This window comes from Halorubrum sp. Atlit-26R, from assembly GCF_003666015.1.
Taxonomy (GTDB): Archaea; Halobacteriota; Halobacteria; order Halobacteriales; family Haloferacaceae; genus Halorubrum.
Window position 1 is genome coordinate 125,590 of the sequence record NZ_QPLT01000007.1, and the last position, 18,250, is coordinate 143,839.

The following is an 18,250-nucleotide window of genomic DNA, read 5'->3' on the forward strand; positions in this document are numbered from 1 at the left end:
TATCTGATGTCCTCGACGGATACTCCCACCGCGGTCGGCGACGCGCCGACGCTCGCGGCGCGACGGCTCGACGGCCTCGCCGACCGCGTGGCGCGCTCGCGGCCGGCGGACGACGGCGACGGCCCGAGCGGTGACCCCGACGTGATCGACGTGTTCGCCCCGGCGACCGACGAGCGGATCGGCCGCGTGCCGGCCTGCGACGCCGACGACGTCGAGGCCGCGGTCGAGCGCGCCCGGGACGCGCAGGCGGCGTGGGCCGAGACGCCCGCGACGGAGCGCGCCCGGGTCGTCGACCGGTTCGGCGACCTCGTCGCGGAGCGCCGCGAGGAGCTACTGGACGTGCTTCAGGTCGAGACCGGGAAGTCCCGCCGCACCGCGGTCGAGGAGCTGTTCGACGTGCCGACCGGCTGTTCGTACGTCGCGAGCGAGGCCCCGGACGCGCTCGCCGAGGAGCGACGCCGGGGCGTCGCGCCCGGGATCACGACGGCGACGGTCACCCGCGAGCCGGTCGGCGTCGTCGGCGTGATCTCGCCGTGGAACTACCCGCTCACGCTGTCGATGGCCGACGCGATCCCCGCGCTCGTCGCGGGCAACGCGGTCGTGCTCAAACCCGACGAGAAGACGCCGTACGGGGCCCTGCTGCTCTCAGAGCTGCTGGAGGTCGCCGGCCTCCCCGACGACCTCTTCCAGGTCGTCACCGGCGAGGGCCCCGAGGTCGGCCCGCCGCTGATCGACGCGGTCGACTACGTCGCGTTCACCGGCAGCACGGCGACCGGGCGGACCATCGCGGAGCGCGCGGGCCGGAACCTGATCGGCTGCTCGCTGGAGCTCGGCGGCAACAACCCGCTGGTCGTACTCGGGGACGCCGACGTCGAGGAGGTCGCCCGCGGCGCGGTCCAGGCCTGCTTCTCGAACGCCGGCCAGCTCTGCCTCTCCGCCGAGCGGGTCTACGTCGTCGAGTCCGCGTACGACGCCTTCCTCGACGCGTTCGTCCGCGAGACCGAGGCGCTGACGCTCGGGACGGGGTACGACTACGACGCCGACCTCGGCTCGCTCGTCGACGCCGACCAGCTGGCGCGCGTCGAGTCGCACGTCGCGGACGCCCGCGAGCGCGGCGCGACCGTCGAGACCGGCGGCCGGGCGCGCCCCGACGTCGGGCCGTACTGCTACGAACCCACCGTCCTGACTGGCGTCGACCCGGACGCGACGCTCGCCTGCGAGGAGACGTTCGGCCCCGTCGCCGCGGTGACGCCGGTCCCCGACGCGGCGGCCGCGGTCGACGCGGCCAACGACTCGCCGTACGGACTCAACGCGAGCGTCTGGACCGCGGACCGCGAGCGCGGCGCAGAGATCGCCCGCGAGATCGACTGCGGCACGGTGAACGTCAACGACGCGTTCCTCGCGACCTGGGGCGCCGTCGACGCGCCGATGGGCGGGTTCGGCGACTCCGGGCTCGGCCGCCGGCACGGGCGAGAGGGGATTCAGCGGTACACGGAGACGCGGACCGTCGGCGTCTCGCGAGTCGGGCCGCTGACGTTCCCCGAGCGGATCCCGACGGACTGGTTCGTTCGCGGCGCCTTCGCCGCGATGGGAGTCGGGCGGCGCGTCGGCCGCTCGCTCGACGCGGTGCGGCGGCGCCTGTCGCGTCGCTGATCGGGTATCTGGTCGCCGGAGAAAAATGACGGAAATACGGAAGCGGGGAGCTACTCGTCGTCGATCAGGTCGCCGAACACGGACGCCGCGGTGTCGGGGACGTCGAAGTCGTGGTAGTGCTCGCCCTTCTCGTTCGAGAGGATGTTGAGCGCGGCGGCGGCGCCGTCGCCCGCGGAGATGACCGCCTGCCACTCCTCGGCGCGGGCCATCGCGCCGGTCGCGTAGGCGCCCTCGACGCTGGTCTCCATCGAGACGCCGACGCTGACGGTGTCGTCGTCGTCGAACTCGCAGCCCAGCTCCTCCGCGAGGTCGCGGTTCGCGCCCGTCGCGAGGACGACGTAGTCGGCGTCGTACTCGCCCTCCTCGGTCGAGACCGTGAAGCCGTCACCGGCCGACTCGACGCCGGTTACCTCCTCGCCCTGATGGCGGTCGACGCCGAAGTCGTCGACCTGCTGGCGCGCGGTCGCCATGAACTCGCTGCCGCCGACCGAGCCCACGCCGAGATAGTTGAACAGGTGCGCCTTGTGCATCCACGTCTCGTCCGTGTCGAAGAGGACGGTGTCGAGGCCGTTCTTGCTCGCGAACAGTCCCGCGCTCAGTCCGGCCGGTCCACCGCCGACGATTGCGACATCTGTCATGCGCGACACAACGGTGTCCGACGCATAAGAGTTGGCGGAAGCGGGGATCGACGGGCCTCGCGCGCGCGACCCCGACCGTGACCCGGCGCCGCTACTCCGCGAAGTCCTCGAGCGATCCGGCGCCGTTGCCTCCGACGTCGTCATCCCCGGAGGTGTCCACGTCGGGGATGTCGCCCTCCGAGCCGCTCGTGTCGGAAGCGCCCGATCCCTCGCCGTCCGACTCCTCGGGGTCGGACGCCTCCCACGGGTCGTCGGGATCGACCGGCTCGACGGCGCGGTCGAGCTCGTCGGCGTCGTACTCGGTCTCCTCGTCGAGTATCATCGCGAGCCGCTGCCAGCGCGCGCTCCGCTCGTCTTCGCCCTCCGGGCCGACGCGGGCGCCGTGGGTCTTGAAGAATCGGGTGCCCCGCCCGCGCTTCGACCCCTCGCCGGTGTGGCCGTCGAAGACCGCGTCGAACTTGCCCTCCGGTTCGAGGTCGCCGATCGGGAAGTCGTGGGCGGGCTCCTCGCCGCGCTCGCCGGCCTCCGCCCGGACCTCGGCGACGGCGGAGAAGTAGGCGTCCGCGTTCGACGCCTCCCGGGTCGAGCGCGCGCGGGCCGCAGCGAGCGCGGCGTGGACCGCACAGAGCCGGCCCTTCCATTCGTCCGGCTCCCAGCGCTCGGTGGCGAGCTCCTCGTAGCGCTCGATCAGGAGCGCGACCTCGTCGCCCGCGCGGAGGTCCTCGACGACGTAGAGGTTGAGCCGGTCCCAGAGGTTCCAGGCGTAGCCGGAGCGCGCGAGCTCCCACGCCGCCCACGCCGCGACCTCCTCGTCGGAGCGTCGGACCGCCTTCTGGAGGAGGCTGGAGACGACGTAGCGGCTGTACCCGCCGTCCGTCTCGTTGGGCTCCTTCTCCTCGCCGAAGTCGTTCTCGCCCGTCGCGTCCGGCGTCGTCTCGGTTTCGAGGCTCCCGTCCGACCCGAACGTCGCCTGTCTGTCGTCGCCGTCGGCCATGTCCCCGCTCCCGCCGCGAGCGACTTAACTGCCGCGCGGCGAGCGCGCTCCGGACGCGACGAGAGCGGCGTTCGAGTCCCGCGATCGGGGCCGCGGTACGGCGGATCACACCTGCTCTGAAAGGGAACCCTTAAGTCGAATCCGGCGGCTATGTTTCGGTAACCGCCCTTAGCTCAGCCTGGTAGAGCAGTCGACTGTAGATCGACTTGTCCCCCGTTCAATTCGGGGAGGGCGGACTGAACCTCAGCAACCGTGAGCGACAGCGAGCGGTTGCTGACCGAGAGGGACGACCGACCCGAATTGAGCAGACGAGTCACAGCCCGGAACGGCGAGCGAAGCGAGCCGCACGCCCGGACTGTCTCGGCGAGTTCAATTCGGGGAGGGCGGACTGAATTTCTACACTTGTGAGCGACAGCGAGCGGCTGACGGCTTTACTCCTGGCGAGAGATTAACTCCGATGTGCCGGCGCCGCACCACTTCTACGTAGGCGTGGCGCTGTCGCTGTTCGGCTTCACGTCGACCTGGCCGTACTACCCGGCGACCGCCTCGGGCTTCGCGTTCATCGGTCTGCTGGTCGCGCTTGACGACGTGATCGAGCATATGACGCCGTATTCGACGCCGCTCGATCAACTATGGAAGCGTGTCGTACACCCATTTGTTAGAATATTGGGGATTTGATCGGCTAATAGGCCCTATTACGTTTTTAGAGCGTTTATTCCGGTCGATGTTTCATAGGCCAGTTACACCAAGTTTATGCCCCATCCGGGCTGAATGGGTGTTGTACGACATGGCTCCCAGTAACCCCTCTGACGATCCTCAGGTGAGTCTAGATGAGGACGATCAGGAGGAGCTAAAGGAGATAATCGTGGAGTTCCTTTCGCGGTATGAGGGACTCTATGAGAAACGGATACAGAAGTTAATCTTCTACGGGGAGATATACACTGCTCAGAAAACGGGCCAGCGATTGACGGATGCTACTTTCATCCCGTATATGTATGGTCCGTTCTCTGAGGTAGTGCGGCAGGCTTTGGATGATCTAAAGTCCGAGGGCAGAGTCCAGATCCGGGAGGACGGGCAGTATGCCACTAGTCTGGATGGGGGAGATCTCTCGCCGAAGAAAGAATATCTCATCAGCCGCATCCATGAGGAGACTCGTCGGATGTCCACTGATGAGCTTGTCAAACACGCCAAGGACTCTTGGCTTTGGCAGAACTTTGACCAGGAGGAGGAGATGGACTTCGCAGAGTATATTGACGAGGTCATCATGCCTCCTGAGATGCGTAATCGTATCGGCGAGCCCGATCGCGACCCGGTTGATGACCCTGATTTAGAGAATCTCCTTAGCTCTTAGATGTCGGAATTGCCGACTGACACCCCGTGGGATGTCAATTGGGACAAAAAATTCGAAGAGCAAGTTGACAAATTGAAAAGTGGTGGGTCCTTTGACAGCTATCGAAAGCAGATTATAAAGATAATCGAGAATCCAGTCCGTGAGGGTAAGTACAAGAGTAAGAATCTGAAAGGTTTGAAAACGTGCCACGTGTCTGGCAGTACGCAGGATATTATCTGTTTTGAACTTACTCCGGGTATTAACGATCAGGGACAGAGGTCCAATATTGATGAGTTGTACTTCCATTTTATAGATCACTGGGACAACTACGATTCAGCTCTTTGTGGTCGGGATCCCGCAAGTAGGGACCTAAAATTCGAGATTCAGATTCCCTACTTGGCTCAGGGATTCGAAATAGAACGTGTGAAAAGCTCAGTGTATAATCTCGTCGGTGACGTAGACGGATGTGCTGTCACTAACGAAGATTGGGGCGACGAGTACCTTCTACTTGAAGGAAACATCCCTAGATCAATGGAAGAAGACCTGAACGAACTGATGCCCGAAGACGCTAAGACGGAGATCGTGGACGACGGACTATTTGATTAGACGAACGCCTGCGTCCGCTCTTCAGTATGCTCGCTGACGACCTCGTCAACGCCGTCCCGGTCAACCATCGCCGCGTGTAGGGCCTCGCCCGTCATCATCAGCTCGCTCATATCGTCGGCCTGCTCGATCCCCTAGTCCCACGCTTCACGTTCACCGGGACGGAAGATCCCGTGGTCGTCGATCGCGGCGACCAATTCACGCAGATCCTCGCGATAGGCGGATTGGAGAGACATGTTTCACTTTTACTCATCGGACATGGCTTATGTCTTTATTTAAACACCGGCTCGTTCGAGGTGTGCCGCCAAGGAGGACGCAGCAGATGATGGTGGAGCAGCGCGCGAAGGAACTGGAGGATTTCCAGCGGATGCTCCGGCCGGAGGCAGAGATGTCGTTCGGCGAGGTGCTGGGGATGATGGGCGCCAACGCTGGCGCTGCTGATTACCTGGAGCCGGCGTCACCGCGGCGGGGGATGGACCTCTCGCTGTACATCGAGGCCGAACTGGAGCAACAGGCGCTCTAAAGAGAAATTGAAGAATTATAGCAAGAAATTGAGCAATTAAAGAACTATCTGATCTCAAGTGAGTGAATAAATAGAGTTTGAATGTGGTGTATGCTGTCCAGTATTATTTTGCGTTGACGTAAACAGCGACACCAGCGATTGAAGCCGACAGGAATGCTACGAGGTTCGCTTGTGCCGAAAATCCTGTCGGAGACATACCACGGAAGTAAATCCATAGCACGCTGAAGAGGACGAATACCAGACACCCCAGCAGTGCTTCAGCACTAATTGTCATCACTAATCACCTTTCGTCTGCTCATGTTGATGCTGTTGGAATGCATCAACACCTACAACGGCGTAAGAGCCGTTATAACAGGCTGAAACTCCTTAGTTCGACAAACGAAGAATCCGGTTCTACAATTCGGGAACCTACTTCGACGAATGTAGAATGGGAGGAAAGTTTTGACCTCCCGTGCTGTTTTTGCTCTATGGAGAGTGAACAGGATGAATTACCAGATTGGATCTCCTCCAGAATTGAGGAACCAAATTACAATAAAGACCTGACACAGAAACGAGTTGCTGAGGAGTTTGAATTTGGTGACCGACCGTTCTATAATGTTTCTCAGATGCACGCTGCCCTCGGAGGATCGGTTAGTGATGACACTGTACGGACTCGACTAAAAGAACTGAATGAGAGGGACGTACTACAGCTTCAAGAGGTCAACAACGGGAAGATTTACTGGCTCGATCGTCCTGAGTCAAGCTGGCCTATTCCACCAGATGTTGAGGTTGAACCGAAGTCGTCTGAGATGACGCTTTCCGAATGGCGAAGTCAGACACATGTCCAAACAGCAGCTGTATCCATACTTGCCGCAATATTAGGGACCGCTGTGACGCTCGTCGGTGTTTTTCAGACTGGTGGCTACTATCAACTCCCAATTTCTGGTGGTGAACTCATCACATACGGGCTAAGCGCTGCGCTGATGAGTTATGTGGGACTGTTTGCTTCAGGAGCTATGTGGATATTTACTCAATCAGAACCCGACGAGACATCATTAGGGATTGAATGAACTGTAACTCTAGAAGTGGTTCACAACAGAACCGAGAATATTAGGCGCTGAAAAGTAACAGCGAAACCGCTCGATCGCGGCCGAGCGTGAGGGTAAGGCCGCCACCACCCGACTTTTCACGGCTCCCGGCGACGGGTGGGTATGAGCGTTCGCTGGCGGCCGATCGCCGTCGTCCTCTTCGTCGCGCTGGCCGGCTGCGCCGGCGCGCCGGTCCCGGACGTCGGCTCCGACTCGCCACCTGCCGACCTCGAATCACCGCCCGAGAACCCCGACGGCGTCGACCCCAGTGACCCGGACGACACGGCCTGGACGGGCACCGTCGTCCGCGTCGTCGACGGCGACACGATGGAGGTCGAGTTCCCGAACGGCGAGGTCGACACCGTCAGGCTGCTCGGCGTCGACACGCCCGAGACGAGCGCGGATTCGACCTCGCCCGGCGAGTTCGAGGGGATCCCGGACACCGATGCCGGCCGGGCGCACCTCCGGGCGTGGGGCGTCGAGGCGTCGGCGTTCGCGGAGTCGGAGCTCGCCGGCGAGGAGGTCACGGTCGTCACGGGCGGCGACCGCCGGGGGAGCTACGGGCGCCTCCTCGCGGTGATCTACGTCGACGGCGAGGACTTCAACGAGCGGCTGCTGACGGAGGGGTACGCGCGGCTGTACGACACCGAGTTCGCGCTGCGCGACGCGTACGCCGCGGCCGAGGCGGACGCGATGGAGCGCGGGGTCGGCCTCTGGAGCTTCGACGAGTCCGACTACCCGACCGACGCGAGCGAGGTCGACGACGCCGACCTCCCGCCGCTCCCGCCCGACGGCGACTACGACTGTAGCGACTTCGACACGCGGGCGGAGGCGAACACGGTCCTCGACCGGACCGCTGGCGACCCGCACAGCCTCGACGCGGACGGCGACGGCGAGGCCTGCGAGTCGCTCCCCCGGTTCGGGGTCGACGCGGCCGCTCCCCCTGTGGCGGCGTAACACACTTAAGAGCGCGCTCGGTACGGTGTCGTAGTGGCATCCCGACAGGGCGGGTCGGGGGACGCGGAGCCCCTCGGGCCCGGATCGACGGAGCGTCGGACCGCTTCCACGACCGCCGCCGCGAGCCGAGAGGACGACGTACGGCCTCGGTCGCCGCCGGAGTCGCCCGCGCGTCGCCGCGCTCGCGCCGGCCGATCCGACCGATCCGCGGACTATCGATCGATCGACTCGCACCGCGGCGGGGAGTCCGCCGCCCGAACGCCGGAGGATCCCCCGGTGCGCGACCCTTCCCTGTACGCGCTCACCGACCACTTCCGCGAGCGGCTCGAACAGCCCGGTCGGTACGTCTCGACGCGCACCGTGAGCGACGCGATCCGCGAGGGACAGCTCCGGTGGAACAGCACCGACGGCTGGCGGTTCGCCCTCGTCGAGGGCGGCGTCCGCTTCGTCGTGGTCGTGGGTGACACGGAGACGAACTCCCCGGTCGTCGTCACCGGTTGGACCGAGGTGGCGGACCGCGAGGCCGCCCTCGAAGCGTCGCGGTGGGACGGCGTCGACGTCGACACCATCGCGGTTCGGGCCGCGCTGAGCGAGGCCGCCTCGACCCCGATCCCCGATCGGATCCGCCCCCGAACGGTCACCCGCCCGTTCGAGGTCGGCGAGCATCGCCTCGAAACCGAACCGGGCGAGCCGTTCGTGCGCTGTACCGACTGCGGCTGCCGGTTCCGCTCGAAGGAGGGGATCACCTCGCGGCGGTGTCGGCAGCGGTCACCGGGTCGGTAGCAGCCAAGCTTCGTATATCTATTTATAAACGACTGCCGAGCAACGACGACCACTCAGCCGCGGATCTGCGGTGCGGTGGCGCGTGCCTCCGAGCGCCCAGCGGGCGCGAGGAGCACGCGCGAGGGAGTCGCTGGCCCCGGAGCGAAGCGGAGGGTGCCAGCGACGAGGCTGGGGAGGTGTGAGGTTGCGGTGCTGTGCGGGGCGGGACTCAAAGGGGCAGCCGTGAGGGCGGCGTAGGCGACGTAAGCACTGGAACGAGGGAGCGAACGCAGTGAGCGACCGAGTGAAGCGCGCAGCGAGCGTACGCCGCCCTCACGGCTGGGGCTTTGGCGGTGTTCACCGCAGAGTCGTCGATCGCGTATCGCCGATCGATAGGGGCTTCGGCGGGCATGTCCGGGTCGACGATAGCAGCTATTTATAAATGGCTGACCGGGCCGCCGTCTCGGACACGCCATCGACTCGCCCGAAAGCCTCTCGGGAGCTATAACCCGATGATGTCGTCGAGTTCGACGTCGCTCACGCGGCCGCCGCACACCGCGCACTCCGATACGTCACGGGGGCCCGCCCCGCCTTCCATGTGGAGGTTGCCGCACTCGGTACACACTTCGAATTCAGCGTCGAGCATGGGGCCGAACGTTTTTCGAATCCGCCGTATATGTTTTGTGCCGAGCACCGGCCGCCCGGACCGCCCACCCGGTGACGCTACCCCTTTCCGCCTCGCGGCCGAAGCGGCGGTGATGACCGACGACACCGGCGACGACGCCGGCGAAGACTCCGGATGCGACGCTCTCACCGACGACGCGACTCCCGACCCCGACAGCTCTGCCGACGACCTCTCCCTCGACCGCTTCCACGAGGCGCTCGAAGCCGAGGAGCGCCCGGTCGCGACCGCGAGCGAGGTGGCCCGCCGACTCGGCACGACGCAGGCCGCGGCCCGCGACGCCCTCGCCGCGCTGGTCGACCGCGGCGACGTGGACCGGCTCGACGTCGAGGCAGACCCCGTCGTCTTCTACCCGCGCGACTGGGGCGCGTTGGCGAGCCGCGAGCGCGTCGTCGCCTTCCCGAAGCGCCGCGAGTTCGTCGTCGACCGGCCGACCCAGTACACCCGCGCGCGCCTCTCGCAGTTCGCGAACCTCGTCGACACCACCGGTACCGAGCCCGGCACGCGCGGCTACCTCTACCGGATCCGGCAGGAGGACGTGTGGGCCGCGCCGTTCGACGACGCGGACGCGCTCGTCGACGCGCTGCGCTCCGTCCTCCCGCGCCGGTTCGAACACCTCGAAGAGTGGGTGCGCGACCAGTGGCGCCGCGCGCACCGCTTCCGGCTCTCGACCCACGAGGACGGCTACGTCGTCCTGACGGCCGCCTCGGAGAGTCTGATGGGGAACGTCGCCGACCAGCACCTCGACGACGACCACCTCCGCGCGCCCATCTCCGACACGGAGGCGTGGGTGAACGAGGGCGCGGTCGCCGAGATCAAGCGCGCGCTGTACGACGCGGGCTACCCGGTCGAGGACGACCGCGACCTCGAGACCGGCGAGCCCGTCTCGATCGAGCTCACGACCGACCTCCGGGACTACCAGGAGACGTGGGTGGAGACGTTCCTCGACCGCAAATCGGGGGTGTACGTCGGCCCGCCCGGCTCCGGCAAGACCGTCGCCGCCATCGCGACGATCGCGGCCGTGGGCGGCGAGACCCTCATCCTCGTCCCCTCGCGCGAACTTGCCGACCAGTGGCGCGAGGAGCTGCTCGACCACTCCACGGTCGACCCCGCCGATGTCGGGCTCTATCACGGGGGAACCAAAGAGATCCGCCCGGTGACGATCGCCACCTACCAGATCGCGGGGATGGACCGCCACCGGAGCCTCTTCGACTCCCGGAAGTGGGGGCTGATCTGCTTCGACGAGGCCCACCACATCACCGCCCCCGTCTACTCCCGGACCGCCGAGCTCCAGAGCAAACACCGGCTCGGGCTCTCGGCGACGCCCGTCAGCGAGACCGGCAGCGAGGAGGATATCTACACCCTGATCGGCGGGCCGATCGGCGCCGACTGGGACGCGCTGTTCGAGGCCGGCTTCGTCCAAGAGCCCGAAGTCGAGATCCGCTACGTGCCGTGGCGCGACGAGCTGGCCCAGAGCGAGTACGCCGCCGCGGACGGCCGCGAGCGCAGACGCCTCGCGGCCGAGAACCCCGCGAAGATAGAGGAGATCCGCTACCTGTTGGCCGCCCACCGCGAGAAGAAGGCGCTCGTCTTCGTCGAGTACCTCGACCAGGGCGCGGCGATCGCCGACGCGCTCGGCGCCCCGTTCGTCAGCGGCGAGACGCCGCACCACGAGCGCGCGGAGCTGTTCCGGCGGTTCCGCGCCGAGGACGGTGGCGACGGCGACGCCGCGGGCACCGACGACGGCCCCCGCGACGCCGACTCGCTCGACGTCCTCGTCGTCTCGCGGGTCGGCGACGAGGGGATCGACCTCCCGAACGCCGAGCTCGCGGTCGTCGCGAGCGGCCTCGGCGGCTCCCGACGACAGGGGTCACAGCGCGCCGGCCGGACGATGCGCCCGACCGGCTCCGCGCTCGTCTACGTCCTCGCGACGCGCGGGTCGAGCGAGGAGGAGTTCGCCCAGCGGCAGATGCGGCACCTCGGCCGGAAGGGCGTCCGCGTCCGCGAGACGAACGTCGCGGAGTGACCGGGGACGCGGTCCCCCTCTGCCCGGGAGGCGACCTCCTCGACCCGCGGTGCGGGTCGACCCGAGTCGCCCGGTCAGAGCGAGTCTGCCAGGCGCTCGGCCGCCGTTTCGATCTCCCCCTCGTTCTCGACGAACCGAACGGGCGCGTTCTGGTCTCTCGCGTACTGGAGCGCCGCCGACCGGTTGAGGTCCTGCTCGAAGTCGATCCGGCGTTCGGTGACCCCGTCGAGGTCGCGGTCGCTCTCCCGCCTTCGTTCGAGGATCGTCGCCGGCTCCGCCTCCACGAGGACGAACGCGTCCGGCGAGACGTCCCGAAGGACTTCGACCGGGAGCCCCTGGACGTAGCCGGTCTGCGTTTCGACCGCGAGGTGCGTCGAGAGGATCACGTTCGTCGTCGCCGCCTCCTCGGCGACGAACTCGCCCGCGCGGCGCTGGAGGCGACGCGTCTCTGTCTGCGAGAGCGTGCCGAGCTGGGCCCGCTCGGTCGTGATGCCCATCGCGGCCGCCTGTTCGAGCATCGCGTCGCCGAAGTTGATCAGCTTGTACCCGTCTCCGAGTCCGCGTCGGACCGCCTGACAGACGCTGGAGAGGCCGACGCCGTTGACCCCCGACACGAGCGTGACCGACATCAGAAGCTCACCTCGTTCTCCTCGTCGCCCGGCATTCCGCCGCGGTCGTCGTAGTACCGGCGCCCGATGAACTGGGCGCCGACGAGCATCATCAGCGTGTCGTAGAGGTCGTCCGCCGAGTCGAACGTCTCGACGTCCGACCGATCGACGACCGCCCGGATCGTCGTGGACTCCCCGTCCGGCGGCGACAGCTCCGTGTCACCGACCGTCTCCAGCACCTCGCTTCGGGGTGCCGGAAACTCCAGCTTTCTCGCGAACAGGTCCCGCGTCTCTGGTAAGCGCATTCATACCATATGACAACGCACGTGAGTATAAGTGTGTATGTACCGCGGGGGGTCGTCGCGTCTCCCGGCCGTTTCCCTTCGCGCGCGCCCGCCGGCAGCACGGACCCGACCGCGGACCGTCGTCGGGCGAAGCTTTCAACACACACTCCGGTGACTTCGCGACATGGACGCTGACGAGCCCTCGCCCGCGGCCGATCCGGCCGCGACCGACGACCTGCCCCCGACCGTCGCCGAGGCGGTCGTCGACGCCATGCTCGACCGCGGCGTCGAGACCGTCTTCGGCATCCCCGGGAAGCAGACCCTCCCGCTGAACCGGGCGCTCGCGGACCGCGACGCGCGGTTCGTCGTCGCCCGCCACGAGACCGCCGTCTCCCATCAGGCGTGGGGGTACGCCGAGACGAGCGAGCCGGGCGAAATGGCCGCCACCTGCGTCGTCCCCGGCCCGGGCGACACGAACGCGATGAACGGGCTGAAGAACGCCCTGAACGACTGCGTCCCCCTGCTTCACCTCGCCGTCGAGACGGAGCGATCGGTCCGGGGCGGCGACGGTATCCACGAGACGCCGCCCGAGACGTACGACACCGTCGTCAAGGAGAACGTCCTCGTGGACTCGCCCGCGGGCGCGGTCCCCGCGGTCGCCGAGGCGATCCGGACCGCGCGCGAACACCCGCAGGGGCCGGTCCGCGTCGGGATCCCGAAGGACGTCCTCGCGGGCCGAACCCCACAGCCGGCGGTGGGCGACCGCGAGCCCTCGCCGCCGGCGGCTCCGCCCGCGGACGCGGTCGCGGAGGCCGCGGATCTGCTCGACGCGGCCGACGCTCCGGTGATCCTCGCCGGTGGGGGCGTCAGGCGCTCGGCCGCGAGCGACGCGCTCCGCTCGGCCGCGGAGGGGCTGGACGCCCCGGTCGTGACGACGTACAAGGGGAAGGGGACGCTCCCCGAGTCGCACCCGCTGTCGGCCGGCGTCCTCTGTGGCGGCGCGAGCGCGGAGCTCCGCGAACTTCTCGCCGACGCAGACGTCGGCCTCGTCGTCGGCTCCGACCTCGACGCGGTCGCGACCGCCTCGTGGTCCGTCTCGATGCCGGAGACGCTGGTTCACGTCACGCTCGACGGCGACGACGTGGGGTTCGGCTACGAGGCCGACCTCGGCGTCGTCGCCGACGCCGACCGCTTCCTGCGCGCGCTCGACGACCACACGGACGACGGGCGAGCGGCGTCTCGCGACCGTTCCGGCGCCGAACGCGCCGAGTCCGTCCGCGCGGCCGACCGCGAGCGGTTCGACGCGCTCTCCGAGGACCGCGGCCCCGACGACCCGCTCCGCTCCGTCGAGGTCCTCTCGGCGGTGCGCGACGCGGTCCCGGAAGAGGCGGTCGTGACCGCCGACGCGGGCGGGTTCCGGCTGTGGACGCTCGTCTCGTTCCCCGCGTCCGGGCCGCGGTCGTACGTCAACCCCGGCTCGTGGGCGACGATGGGCACCGGGCTCCCGTCGGCGATCGGCGCCAAGCTGGCGAACCCGGACCGCGACGTGGTCGCGCTCACCGGCGACGGCGGGCTCATGATGTGCGTCCACGAGCTTCACACACTGGCGAGCGAGGGTATAGACGTCACGGTCGTCGCGCTCAACAACGACGACTACGCGATCATCAGCGAGGAGGCGGAGCGCTCGTACGAGTTCCCCGAGGGCGCCTACGGCTGGGCGGAGACCGGGCTCGACCTCGTCGCGGTCGCGTCCGGGATGGGGCTGCCCGCGGAGCGCGTCCGCGACCGCGACGCGGTCGGCGACGCCGTCGAGCGCGCTCGGGGCCGAGACGGCCCCGCGCTCGTCGAGGTCGTCACCGACCCGGCCGAACCGCAGGCCAGCGAGTGGATGACGGGGGCGCGACCGGGTGAGTAGCGGCTCGGTTTCACACCGAGCGTTTCCGAGATCTGAAGCGATCTATATGGGCGCCGGCTCCCGAGTCGGCGTATGCGAAACCCGTGGGTCCACGACGACGTCCCGGACGACGCCGGGAGGGGGTACGACGGGCCGGTCCGCCTCTTGGCGGCGTTCATGTGGGGCTCGCTGGCGCTCCTCGTCGGCGGGTTCGTCCTGCTCTCCGGCGCGGGCGTCGTCGACCTCGCAGACGGCGGATCCCTCGGCGAGGTCGTCACCGGTGTCGTCGCCGCCCTCGCGCTCGCGCTCTCCCTTCCGATCCTGTTGAAACTGCTCGCGATCTCGCGAGCGCTCGCCCTCCTCGCGTTTCTCGGGACCGGCGCGTCCGTCGGTCGCTTCGTGATCGCCCGCGAGCCGGAGCGGTTCCGGGCGCTCTTGGACGCGCGGGACGGACTCGTCGAGAACGCGGAGTCGCTCGGCGGCCTCTTCGATTTCGTCGACTCGATGTCGCCCGCGGCGGTCGACGCCGCGGTGTCGGTGGTCGGCGCCGTCCCGGTCGTCTGACGCGGAGACCGGCGCCTCGACTCACCGCGTTCTGCCGGACGTGAGTGTTAAAAACACCCGTTGTGAATCCCGCCCATGACGCATCCGAACGACGTCGCCGTCGGCATCGTCGGCCTCGGCGGCATCGGGTCCCACCACGCGACGAAGTTGGTCGAGCGCGGCGCGAACCTCGTCGGCGGGATGGACATCGACGCGGACGCCCGGGCACGGTTCCACGAGGAGTTCGACCTCCCCGCACACGAGGACGAGTCGACCCTCTACGACGCCTGCGACGCCGTGCTGATCACCACCCCGAACCGCTTCCACGAGGAGTACGCGACCTCGGCGCTGGAAGCGGGCCTCGACGTGCTCTTGGAGAAGCCGCTGGCGCACACGCTCGAGAGCGCCGAGCGCATCGCCGAGGCCGCCCGCGCCGCCGAGGGGTTCTGTATGGTCGGGTTCAACAACCGGTTCGCGGAGCCGGTCCGGGTGATCAAACACTACCAGGACGAGGGGCGGTTCGGCGAGACCACCCACGTCGAGGCGAACTACGTGCGCCGACGGGGCGTCCCCGGCCGAGGGTCGTGGTTCACGTCAAGCGAGGTCGCCGGCGGCGGCGCGCTCATCGACATCGGCGTCCACGCGATCGACCTCGCCCTCTACTTCCTCGACCACCCCGAGGTCGTGGAGGTCTCGGGGGAGACGCGCTCGGAGTTCGGCGGCCGCGACGACTACGCGTACGTCCACATGTGGGGCGACGACGCCGGGCCCGAGGGGTTCGACGTCGACGACTCCGCGTCCGCGTTCATCCGCGGCGCCGACGGCGCCACGGTGTCGCTGGAGGTCGCGTGGGCGACGAACCGGCCGGCGACCGACGAGTTCGTCGTCCGCGGCACCGAGGCGGGCGCGACGTTCGACCGCGGCAGCGACGACCTCACCGTCCACGAGGCGGGCGTCGGCGGCGGCCACCACCTCACGGACGCGACCGTCGAGACGCGCGAGGGCGACGCCCACGCCGCCGAGCAGGCGACGTTCCTCGAATCGGTTGCCGCGGGCGAGGCGCCAACACTCAACACCGTCGAGGAGGGACTGCGCGTTCAGCGCGTCATCGACGCGATCTACCGCTCCTCCGAGACCGGCGCGGCGGTTCGGCTGGACTGAGCGAGGCTGTCGAAATCCGCTCCAAGAGATACATTCGGCCCCAGTCCCGTTCAAGATAGGGAACTCACGAATCACTCCATAAAGTTAGTTCGCTGAGTCTCGGTTCCCGTTCGGTCGAAGTACCGTATAAAAAAGAAGCCCAAGTTCTGTAAGTACGACTACGCCCCCGATCGAGCGAGCAGCAGTCGATATCCCTGTCGTGTAACCGCGTACCGCAACAGCGATATCACCGAGTGCCGCGACTCCAAGCCCGAGCAAAAATACAATTACGAAGAGCAGATACCGAATCGATTTAAGTAGTCCATCTGTTTTGGAGGGCATCAAAACTAGTTCAAGTGGAGTTTGTGATAACTTTTCTGAAATGGCAAACGACTGGCCAGTTCGCACTCTTCGGCGACTGGCTGTTTCAGGAAATAATATGCCTGACGAATATGGTTTCAACGGAGCCAAAATTTATTATTACGATTGGGAATCACACTATGTATGCGTCGCCGCGCCCTCCTCGCGTCCGCCCTGACCGCCGCCTCCGCTGTCACTGCGGGCTGTAGTGCCGTTGAATCGCGCACGGAACACACGAATCCGGTCGTACAAACCAGTGACAACCCCCGAGATGACGAGCGGTATCTCGAATTCCAGCAGGACAGCACTGAGTTCGCCACTGTGGGCGTTGACCCGAGGTTTGCCCCCTTCCCAGAACATTTCCACACGTGGATTTCGCACACCGAGGACACCGAACTACAATCGCTCACACAGCGGTTCGTGGCACTAGGCGGTGACGGCACTCCGCCACAGCTCTCGCTCCAAGGCCCGTTTATGGGGGACTCTAAACCCCACCCGTCCGTGTCGCTATTCCGCGACGGGAGGGCCGCGGTCGTCGAAGTCCATCGGTTCGGTGAACTTGCCAACGAGACCGTATTTATCGACCTTCCGGTTATTCAATGGCCGGAGTCGGCCCCACGACTCGTCGTCGAAAGCACCGTCGAACTCGCTCAACCGGGGCTGCCCGACCGAACACACGTCCTCGACGGACAACTGGAATTCGAGTTCAACGCCGAGACTGAAGGCAGCGAATGAACCGCGAAATGTGTCTGAAGAATAGGGTTTCAACAGCGGCGGAGCCGATCGAAGTCGGCGGGCCCGACAAGCGACGACGCCCGCCCGGGCCGCTGCCGACCCCGTCCGCGATGGGAACCTATTCGGTGCTGGGGGCCGTCCTCGCGGACAACTCGTGACCCGCGATCCCGGCCCCACGCCGCCCTCCGAACGGATCACAAGCCTCGACGCGCTCCGGGGGTTCGCGCTGCTCGGCATCCTCGTCATCAACATCCGCGTCTTCTCGATGCCGGAGCAGACCCTGCTCAACCCCAACGTGTACGGCGACTTCACGGGACTCAACTACTGGACGTGGTTCGTCGGCCACGTGTTCGCGCAGTCGAAGTTCATCACGATCTTCTCGGCGCTGTTCGGCGCGGGCGTCCTCATGTTCATCGAGAGCAAGGAGGAGAAGGGCCAAGACGCCGTCCGCCTCCACCTCCGGCGGACCGCGGTGCTGATCGCGGTCGGACTCCTCCACGCGTACCTGCTTTGGTACGGTGACATCCTCGTCGCGTACGGGTTCACCGGGATCTTCCTGCTGTTCGTCCGCGACCTCGGCGCGCGCCGGCTCGCCGGGCTCGCCGGGATCTTCCTGCTATTCATCCCCGCGATCGAGCTGTTCGCCGCGGTCTCGATCGGCGGCGAGGCGCTCGCCGGGCAGTGGCTGCCCTCGGAGGCCGCGATCCGACAGGAGGTGGCCGCCTACCGCGGCGGCTGGCTCGATCAGATGAGCCACCGCGTCGACTCCTCGTTCCAGCGGCAGACGTCCGGCTTCATCGGATCGAGCTTCTGGCGCGTCGGCGGCGTCATGCTGCTCGGTATGGCGCTGTACAAGCGCGGCGTGCTGACCGGGGAGCGGTCGACGGCGTTCTACCGTCGGCTCGTCGCAGGCGGCGTCATCGGCGTCGGGATCGTTGTCGCGGGCGTGGCCTACATCGAGGCGAACGACTGGAGCGCGGGCGCCGCGCTGTACTGGCGGCAGTTCAACTACGTCGGGAGCCTCCTCGTCGCCGGCGGGTACGTCGGACTGGTCACCCTGTTCGTCCGGTGGCGCGGCGAGGGCGTCGTGACGCGCGCGCTCGCCGCGGTCGGCCGGACCGCGTTCACGAACTACCTGCTCCAGACGGTGATCGCGACGACGATCTTCTACGGGCACGGGCTCGGGCTGTTCGGCTCCGTCAGCCGAGTCGAGGCGATGGGGATCGTGGTCGGGATCTGGGCGGTCCAGATCGTCCTCTCGGTAGTCTGGCTGCGGTACTTCCGGTTCGGTCCCGTCGAGTGGGTGTGGCGGACGCTCACCTACGGCGAGGCGCAGCCGATGCGGCTCGGGAACTGACCGACGCCGCCCGCGCCGGCGGCGGTCCCGCCGCGCCCGTTCTCCGAACTGAGACTCGCGAGGACACGTTCAACACCCTCCCGCCGAACTCCCG

At 66.9% G+C, this 18,250-nt stretch carries 19 protein-coding genes and 1 tRNA gene; 15 read left to right on the plus strand and 5 right to left on the minus strand.

Annotated elements, in window-relative coordinates; all coding sequences use genetic code 11:
* Positions 1–6 precede the first annotated feature (6 nt).
* The gene (locus DVK07_RS09695) at positions 7–1,653 is read left to right on the plus strand and encodes a succinic semialdehyde dehydrogenase (protein ID WP_121596863.1); all 1,647 of its coding nucleotides are present in this window, start codon (positions 7–9) and stop codon (positions 1,651–1,653) included.
* Positions 1,654–1,703: 50 nt separating this feature from the next.
* On the opposite strand, the gene DVK07_RS09700 is transcribed toward DVK07_RS09695, so the two are convergent.
* Together DVK07_RS09700 and DVK07_RS09705 are read right to left on the minus strand one after the other, a co-directional pair.
* The gene (locus tag DVK07_RS09700; protein WP_121596864.1) at positions 1,704–2,291 is read right to left on the minus strand and encodes an NAD(P)/FAD-dependent oxidoreductase; all 588 of its coding nucleotides are present in this window, start codon (positions 2,289–2,291) and stop codon (positions 1,704–1,706) included.
* A gap of 91 nt (positions 2,292–2,382) precedes the next feature.
* Entirely contained in the window at positions 2,383–3,285 is a 903-nt protein-coding gene (locus DVK07_RS09705) for a hypothetical protein (protein WP_121596865.1), read from the minus strand.
* A gap of 162 nt (positions 3,286–3,447) precedes the next feature.
* On the opposite strand from DVK07_RS09705, the gene DVK07_RS09710 reads away from it, so the two are divergent.
* From DVK07_RS09710 to DVK07_RS09750, 8 genes are all read left to right on the plus strand, one after another.
* Positions 3,448–3,521, plus strand: a tRNA-Tyr gene (locus tag DVK07_RS09710).
* Positions 3,522–3,744: 223 nt separating this feature from the next.
* Positions 3,745–3,963 (plus strand): hypothetical protein, encoded by a 219-nt coding sequence (locus DVK07_RS09715; protein ID WP_233565400.1) that lies wholly within the window; start codon positions 3,745–3,747, stop codon positions 3,961–3,963.
* Positions 3,964–4,072: 109 nt separating this feature from the next.
* Positions 4,073–4,636 (plus strand): type II toxin-antitoxin system antitoxin SocA domain-containing protein, encoded by a 564-nt coding sequence (locus DVK07_RS09720; RefSeq protein WP_158603134.1) that lies wholly within the window; start codon positions 4,073–4,075, stop codon positions 4,634–4,636.
* Complete coding sequence (locus DVK07_RS09725; RefSeq protein WP_121596867.1) at positions 4,637–5,221, plus strand: hypothetical protein; 585 nt, start codon at positions 4,637–4,639, stop codon at positions 5,219–5,221.
* Positions 5,222–5,516: 295 nt separating this feature from the next.
* Positions 5,517–5,741, plus strand: coding sequence for a hypothetical protein (locus DVK07_RS09735; protein WP_233565401.1), 225 nt, complete (start codon positions 5,517–5,519; stop codon positions 5,739–5,741).
* A gap of 467 nt (positions 5,742–6,208) precedes the next feature.
* A complete protein-coding gene (locus DVK07_RS09740; RefSeq protein ID WP_008368252.1) occupies positions 6,209–6,790 on the plus strand; it encodes a hypothetical protein in 582 nt (193 codons plus the stop codon).
* Between the two features lie 141 nt (positions 6,791–6,931).
* On the plus strand, positions 6,932–7,765 hold the full coding sequence (locus tag DVK07_RS09745; protein WP_121596868.1) for a thermonuclease family protein: 834 nt from the start codon (positions 6,932–6,934) through the stop codon (positions 7,763–7,765).
* 33 nt (positions 7,766–7,798) lie between these two features.
* On the plus strand, positions 7,799–8,548 hold the full coding sequence (locus tag DVK07_RS09750; RefSeq protein ID WP_121596869.1) for a hypothetical protein: 750 nt from the start codon (positions 7,799–7,801) through the stop codon (positions 8,546–8,548).
* A gap of 481 nt (positions 8,549–9,029) precedes the next feature.
* Here DVK07_RS09750 and DVK07_RS23290 read toward each other — a convergent pair whose 3' ends face one another.
* Complete coding sequence (locus DVK07_RS23290; protein WP_017344624.1) at positions 9,030–9,173, minus strand: hypothetical protein; 144 nt, start codon at positions 9,171–9,173, stop codon at positions 9,030–9,032.
* A 112-nt stretch (positions 9,174–9,285) separates the two neighbouring features.
* Between DVK07_RS23290 and DVK07_RS09755 the strand changes: the two genes are divergently transcribed.
* Entirely contained in the window at positions 9,286–11,235 is a 1,950-nt protein-coding gene (locus DVK07_RS09755; RefSeq protein ID WP_121596870.1) for a DEAD/DEAH box helicase, read from the plus strand.
* Positions 11,236–11,309: 74 nt separating this feature from the next.
* Here the strand turns inward: DVK07_RS09755 and DVK07_RS09760 are convergent, their stop codons facing one another.
* Entirely contained in the window at positions 11,310–11,864 is a 555-nt protein-coding gene (locus DVK07_RS09760) for an adenylate kinase (RefSeq protein WP_121596871.1), read from the minus strand.
* On the minus strand, positions 11,864–12,148 hold the full coding sequence (locus DVK07_RS09765) for a DUF5789 family protein (protein WP_121596872.1): 285 nt from the start codon (positions 12,146–12,148) through the stop codon (positions 11,864–11,866). Before DVK07_RS09765 ends, DVK07_RS09760 begins: the two co-directional genes overlap by 1 nt.
* A gap of 163 nt (positions 12,149–12,311) precedes the next feature.
* Between DVK07_RS09765 and DVK07_RS09770 the strand changes: the two genes are divergently transcribed.
* The 5 genes from DVK07_RS09770 to DVK07_RS09795 all read left to right on the plus strand — a co-directional run bounded on the left by DVK07_RS09770 (position 12,312) and on the right by DVK07_RS09795 (position 18,156).
* Positions 12,312–14,042 carry a thiamine pyrophosphate-binding protein gene (locus tag DVK07_RS09770; RefSeq protein WP_121596873.1) on the plus strand — a complete coding sequence of 577 codons (1,731 nt, stop codon included), beginning with the start codon at positions 12,312–12,314 and terminating at the stop codon, positions 14,040–14,042.
* 72 nt (positions 14,043–14,114) lie between these two features.
* Positions 14,115–14,585: a hypothetical protein gene (locus DVK07_RS09775; RefSeq protein WP_121596874.1), complete on the plus strand. Its 471-nt coding sequence runs from the start codon at positions 14,115–14,117 to the stop codon at positions 14,583–14,585.
* A 75-nt stretch (positions 14,586–14,660) separates the two neighbouring features.
* Complete coding sequence (locus DVK07_RS09780; protein WP_121596875.1) at positions 14,661–15,725, plus strand: Gfo/Idh/MocA family protein; 1,065 nt, start codon at positions 14,661–14,663, stop codon at positions 15,723–15,725.
* Between the two features lie 483 nt (positions 15,726–16,208).
* The gene (locus tag DVK07_RS09790; RefSeq protein WP_121596877.1) at positions 16,209–16,799 is read left to right on the plus strand and encodes a hypothetical protein; all 591 of its coding nucleotides are present in this window, start codon (positions 16,209–16,211) and stop codon (positions 16,797–16,799) included.
* 154 nt (positions 16,800–16,953) lie between these two features.
* A complete protein-coding gene (locus DVK07_RS09795) occupies positions 16,954–18,156 on the plus strand; it encodes a DUF418 domain-containing protein (RefSeq protein ID WP_121596878.1) in 1,203 nt (400 codons plus the stop codon).
* The last annotated feature ends 94 nt before the right edge of the window (positions 18,157–18,250 follow it).

Bases quoted from the DNA above. Each gene is read 5' to 3' on its own strand.
- DVK07_RS09755 (WP_121596870.1), top strand. From the start codon at position 9,286: ATGACCGACGACACCGGCGACGACGCCGGCGAAGACTCCGGATGCGAC.
- DVK07_RS09765 (WP_121596872.1), bottom strand. From the start codon at position 12,148: ATGCGCTTACCAGAGACGCGGGACCTGTTCGCGAGAAAGCTGGAGTTT.
- DVK07_RS09780 (WP_121596875.1), top strand. From the start codon at position 14,661: ATGACGCATCCGAACGACGTCGCCGTCGGCATCGTCGGCCTCGGCGGC.
- DVK07_RS09745 (WP_121596868.1), top strand. From the start codon at position 6,932: ATGAGCGTTCGCTGGCGGCCGATCGCCGTCGTCCTCTTCGTCGCGCTG.
- DVK07_RS23290 (WP_017344624.1), bottom strand. From the start codon at position 9,173: ATGCTCGACGCTGAATTCGAAGTGTGTACCGAGTGCGGCAACCTCCAC.
- DVK07_RS09740 (WP_008368252.1), top strand. From the start codon at position 6,209: ATGGAGAGTGAACAGGATGAATTACCAGATTGGATCTCCTCCAGAATT.
- DVK07_RS09790 (WP_121596877.1), top strand. From the start codon at position 16,209: ATGCGTCGCCGCGCCCTCCTCGCGTCCGCCCTGACCGCCGCCTCCGCT.
- DVK07_RS09775 (WP_121596874.1), top strand. From the start codon at position 14,115: ATGCGAAACCCGTGGGTCCACGACGACGTCCCGGACGACGCCGGGAGG.
- DVK07_RS09725 (WP_121596867.1), top strand. From the start codon at position 4,637: ATGTCGGAATTGCCGACTGACACCCCGTGGGATGTCAATTGGGACAAA.
- DVK07_RS09770 (WP_121596873.1), top strand. From the start codon at position 12,312: ATGGACGCTGACGAGCCCTCGCCCGCGGCCGATCCGGCCGCGACCGAC.
- DVK07_RS09705 (WP_121596865.1), bottom strand. From the start codon at position 3,285: ATGGCCGACGGCGACGACAGACAGGCGACGTTCGGGTCGGACGGGAGC.
- DVK07_RS09720 (WP_158603134.1), top strand. From the start codon at position 4,073: ATGGCTCCCAGTAACCCCTCTGACGATCCTCAGGTGAGTCTAGATGAG.
- DVK07_RS09760 (WP_121596871.1), bottom strand. From the start codon at position 11,864: ATGTCGGTCACGCTCGTGTCGGGGGTCAACGGCGTCGGCCTCTCCAGC.
- DVK07_RS09695 (WP_121596863.1), top strand. From the start codon at position 7: ATGTCCTCGACGGATACTCCCACCGCGGTCGGCGACGCGCCGACGCTC.
- DVK07_RS09700 (WP_121596864.1), bottom strand. From the start codon at position 2,291: ATGACAGATGTCGCAATCGTCGGCGGTGGACCGGCCGGACTGAGCGCG.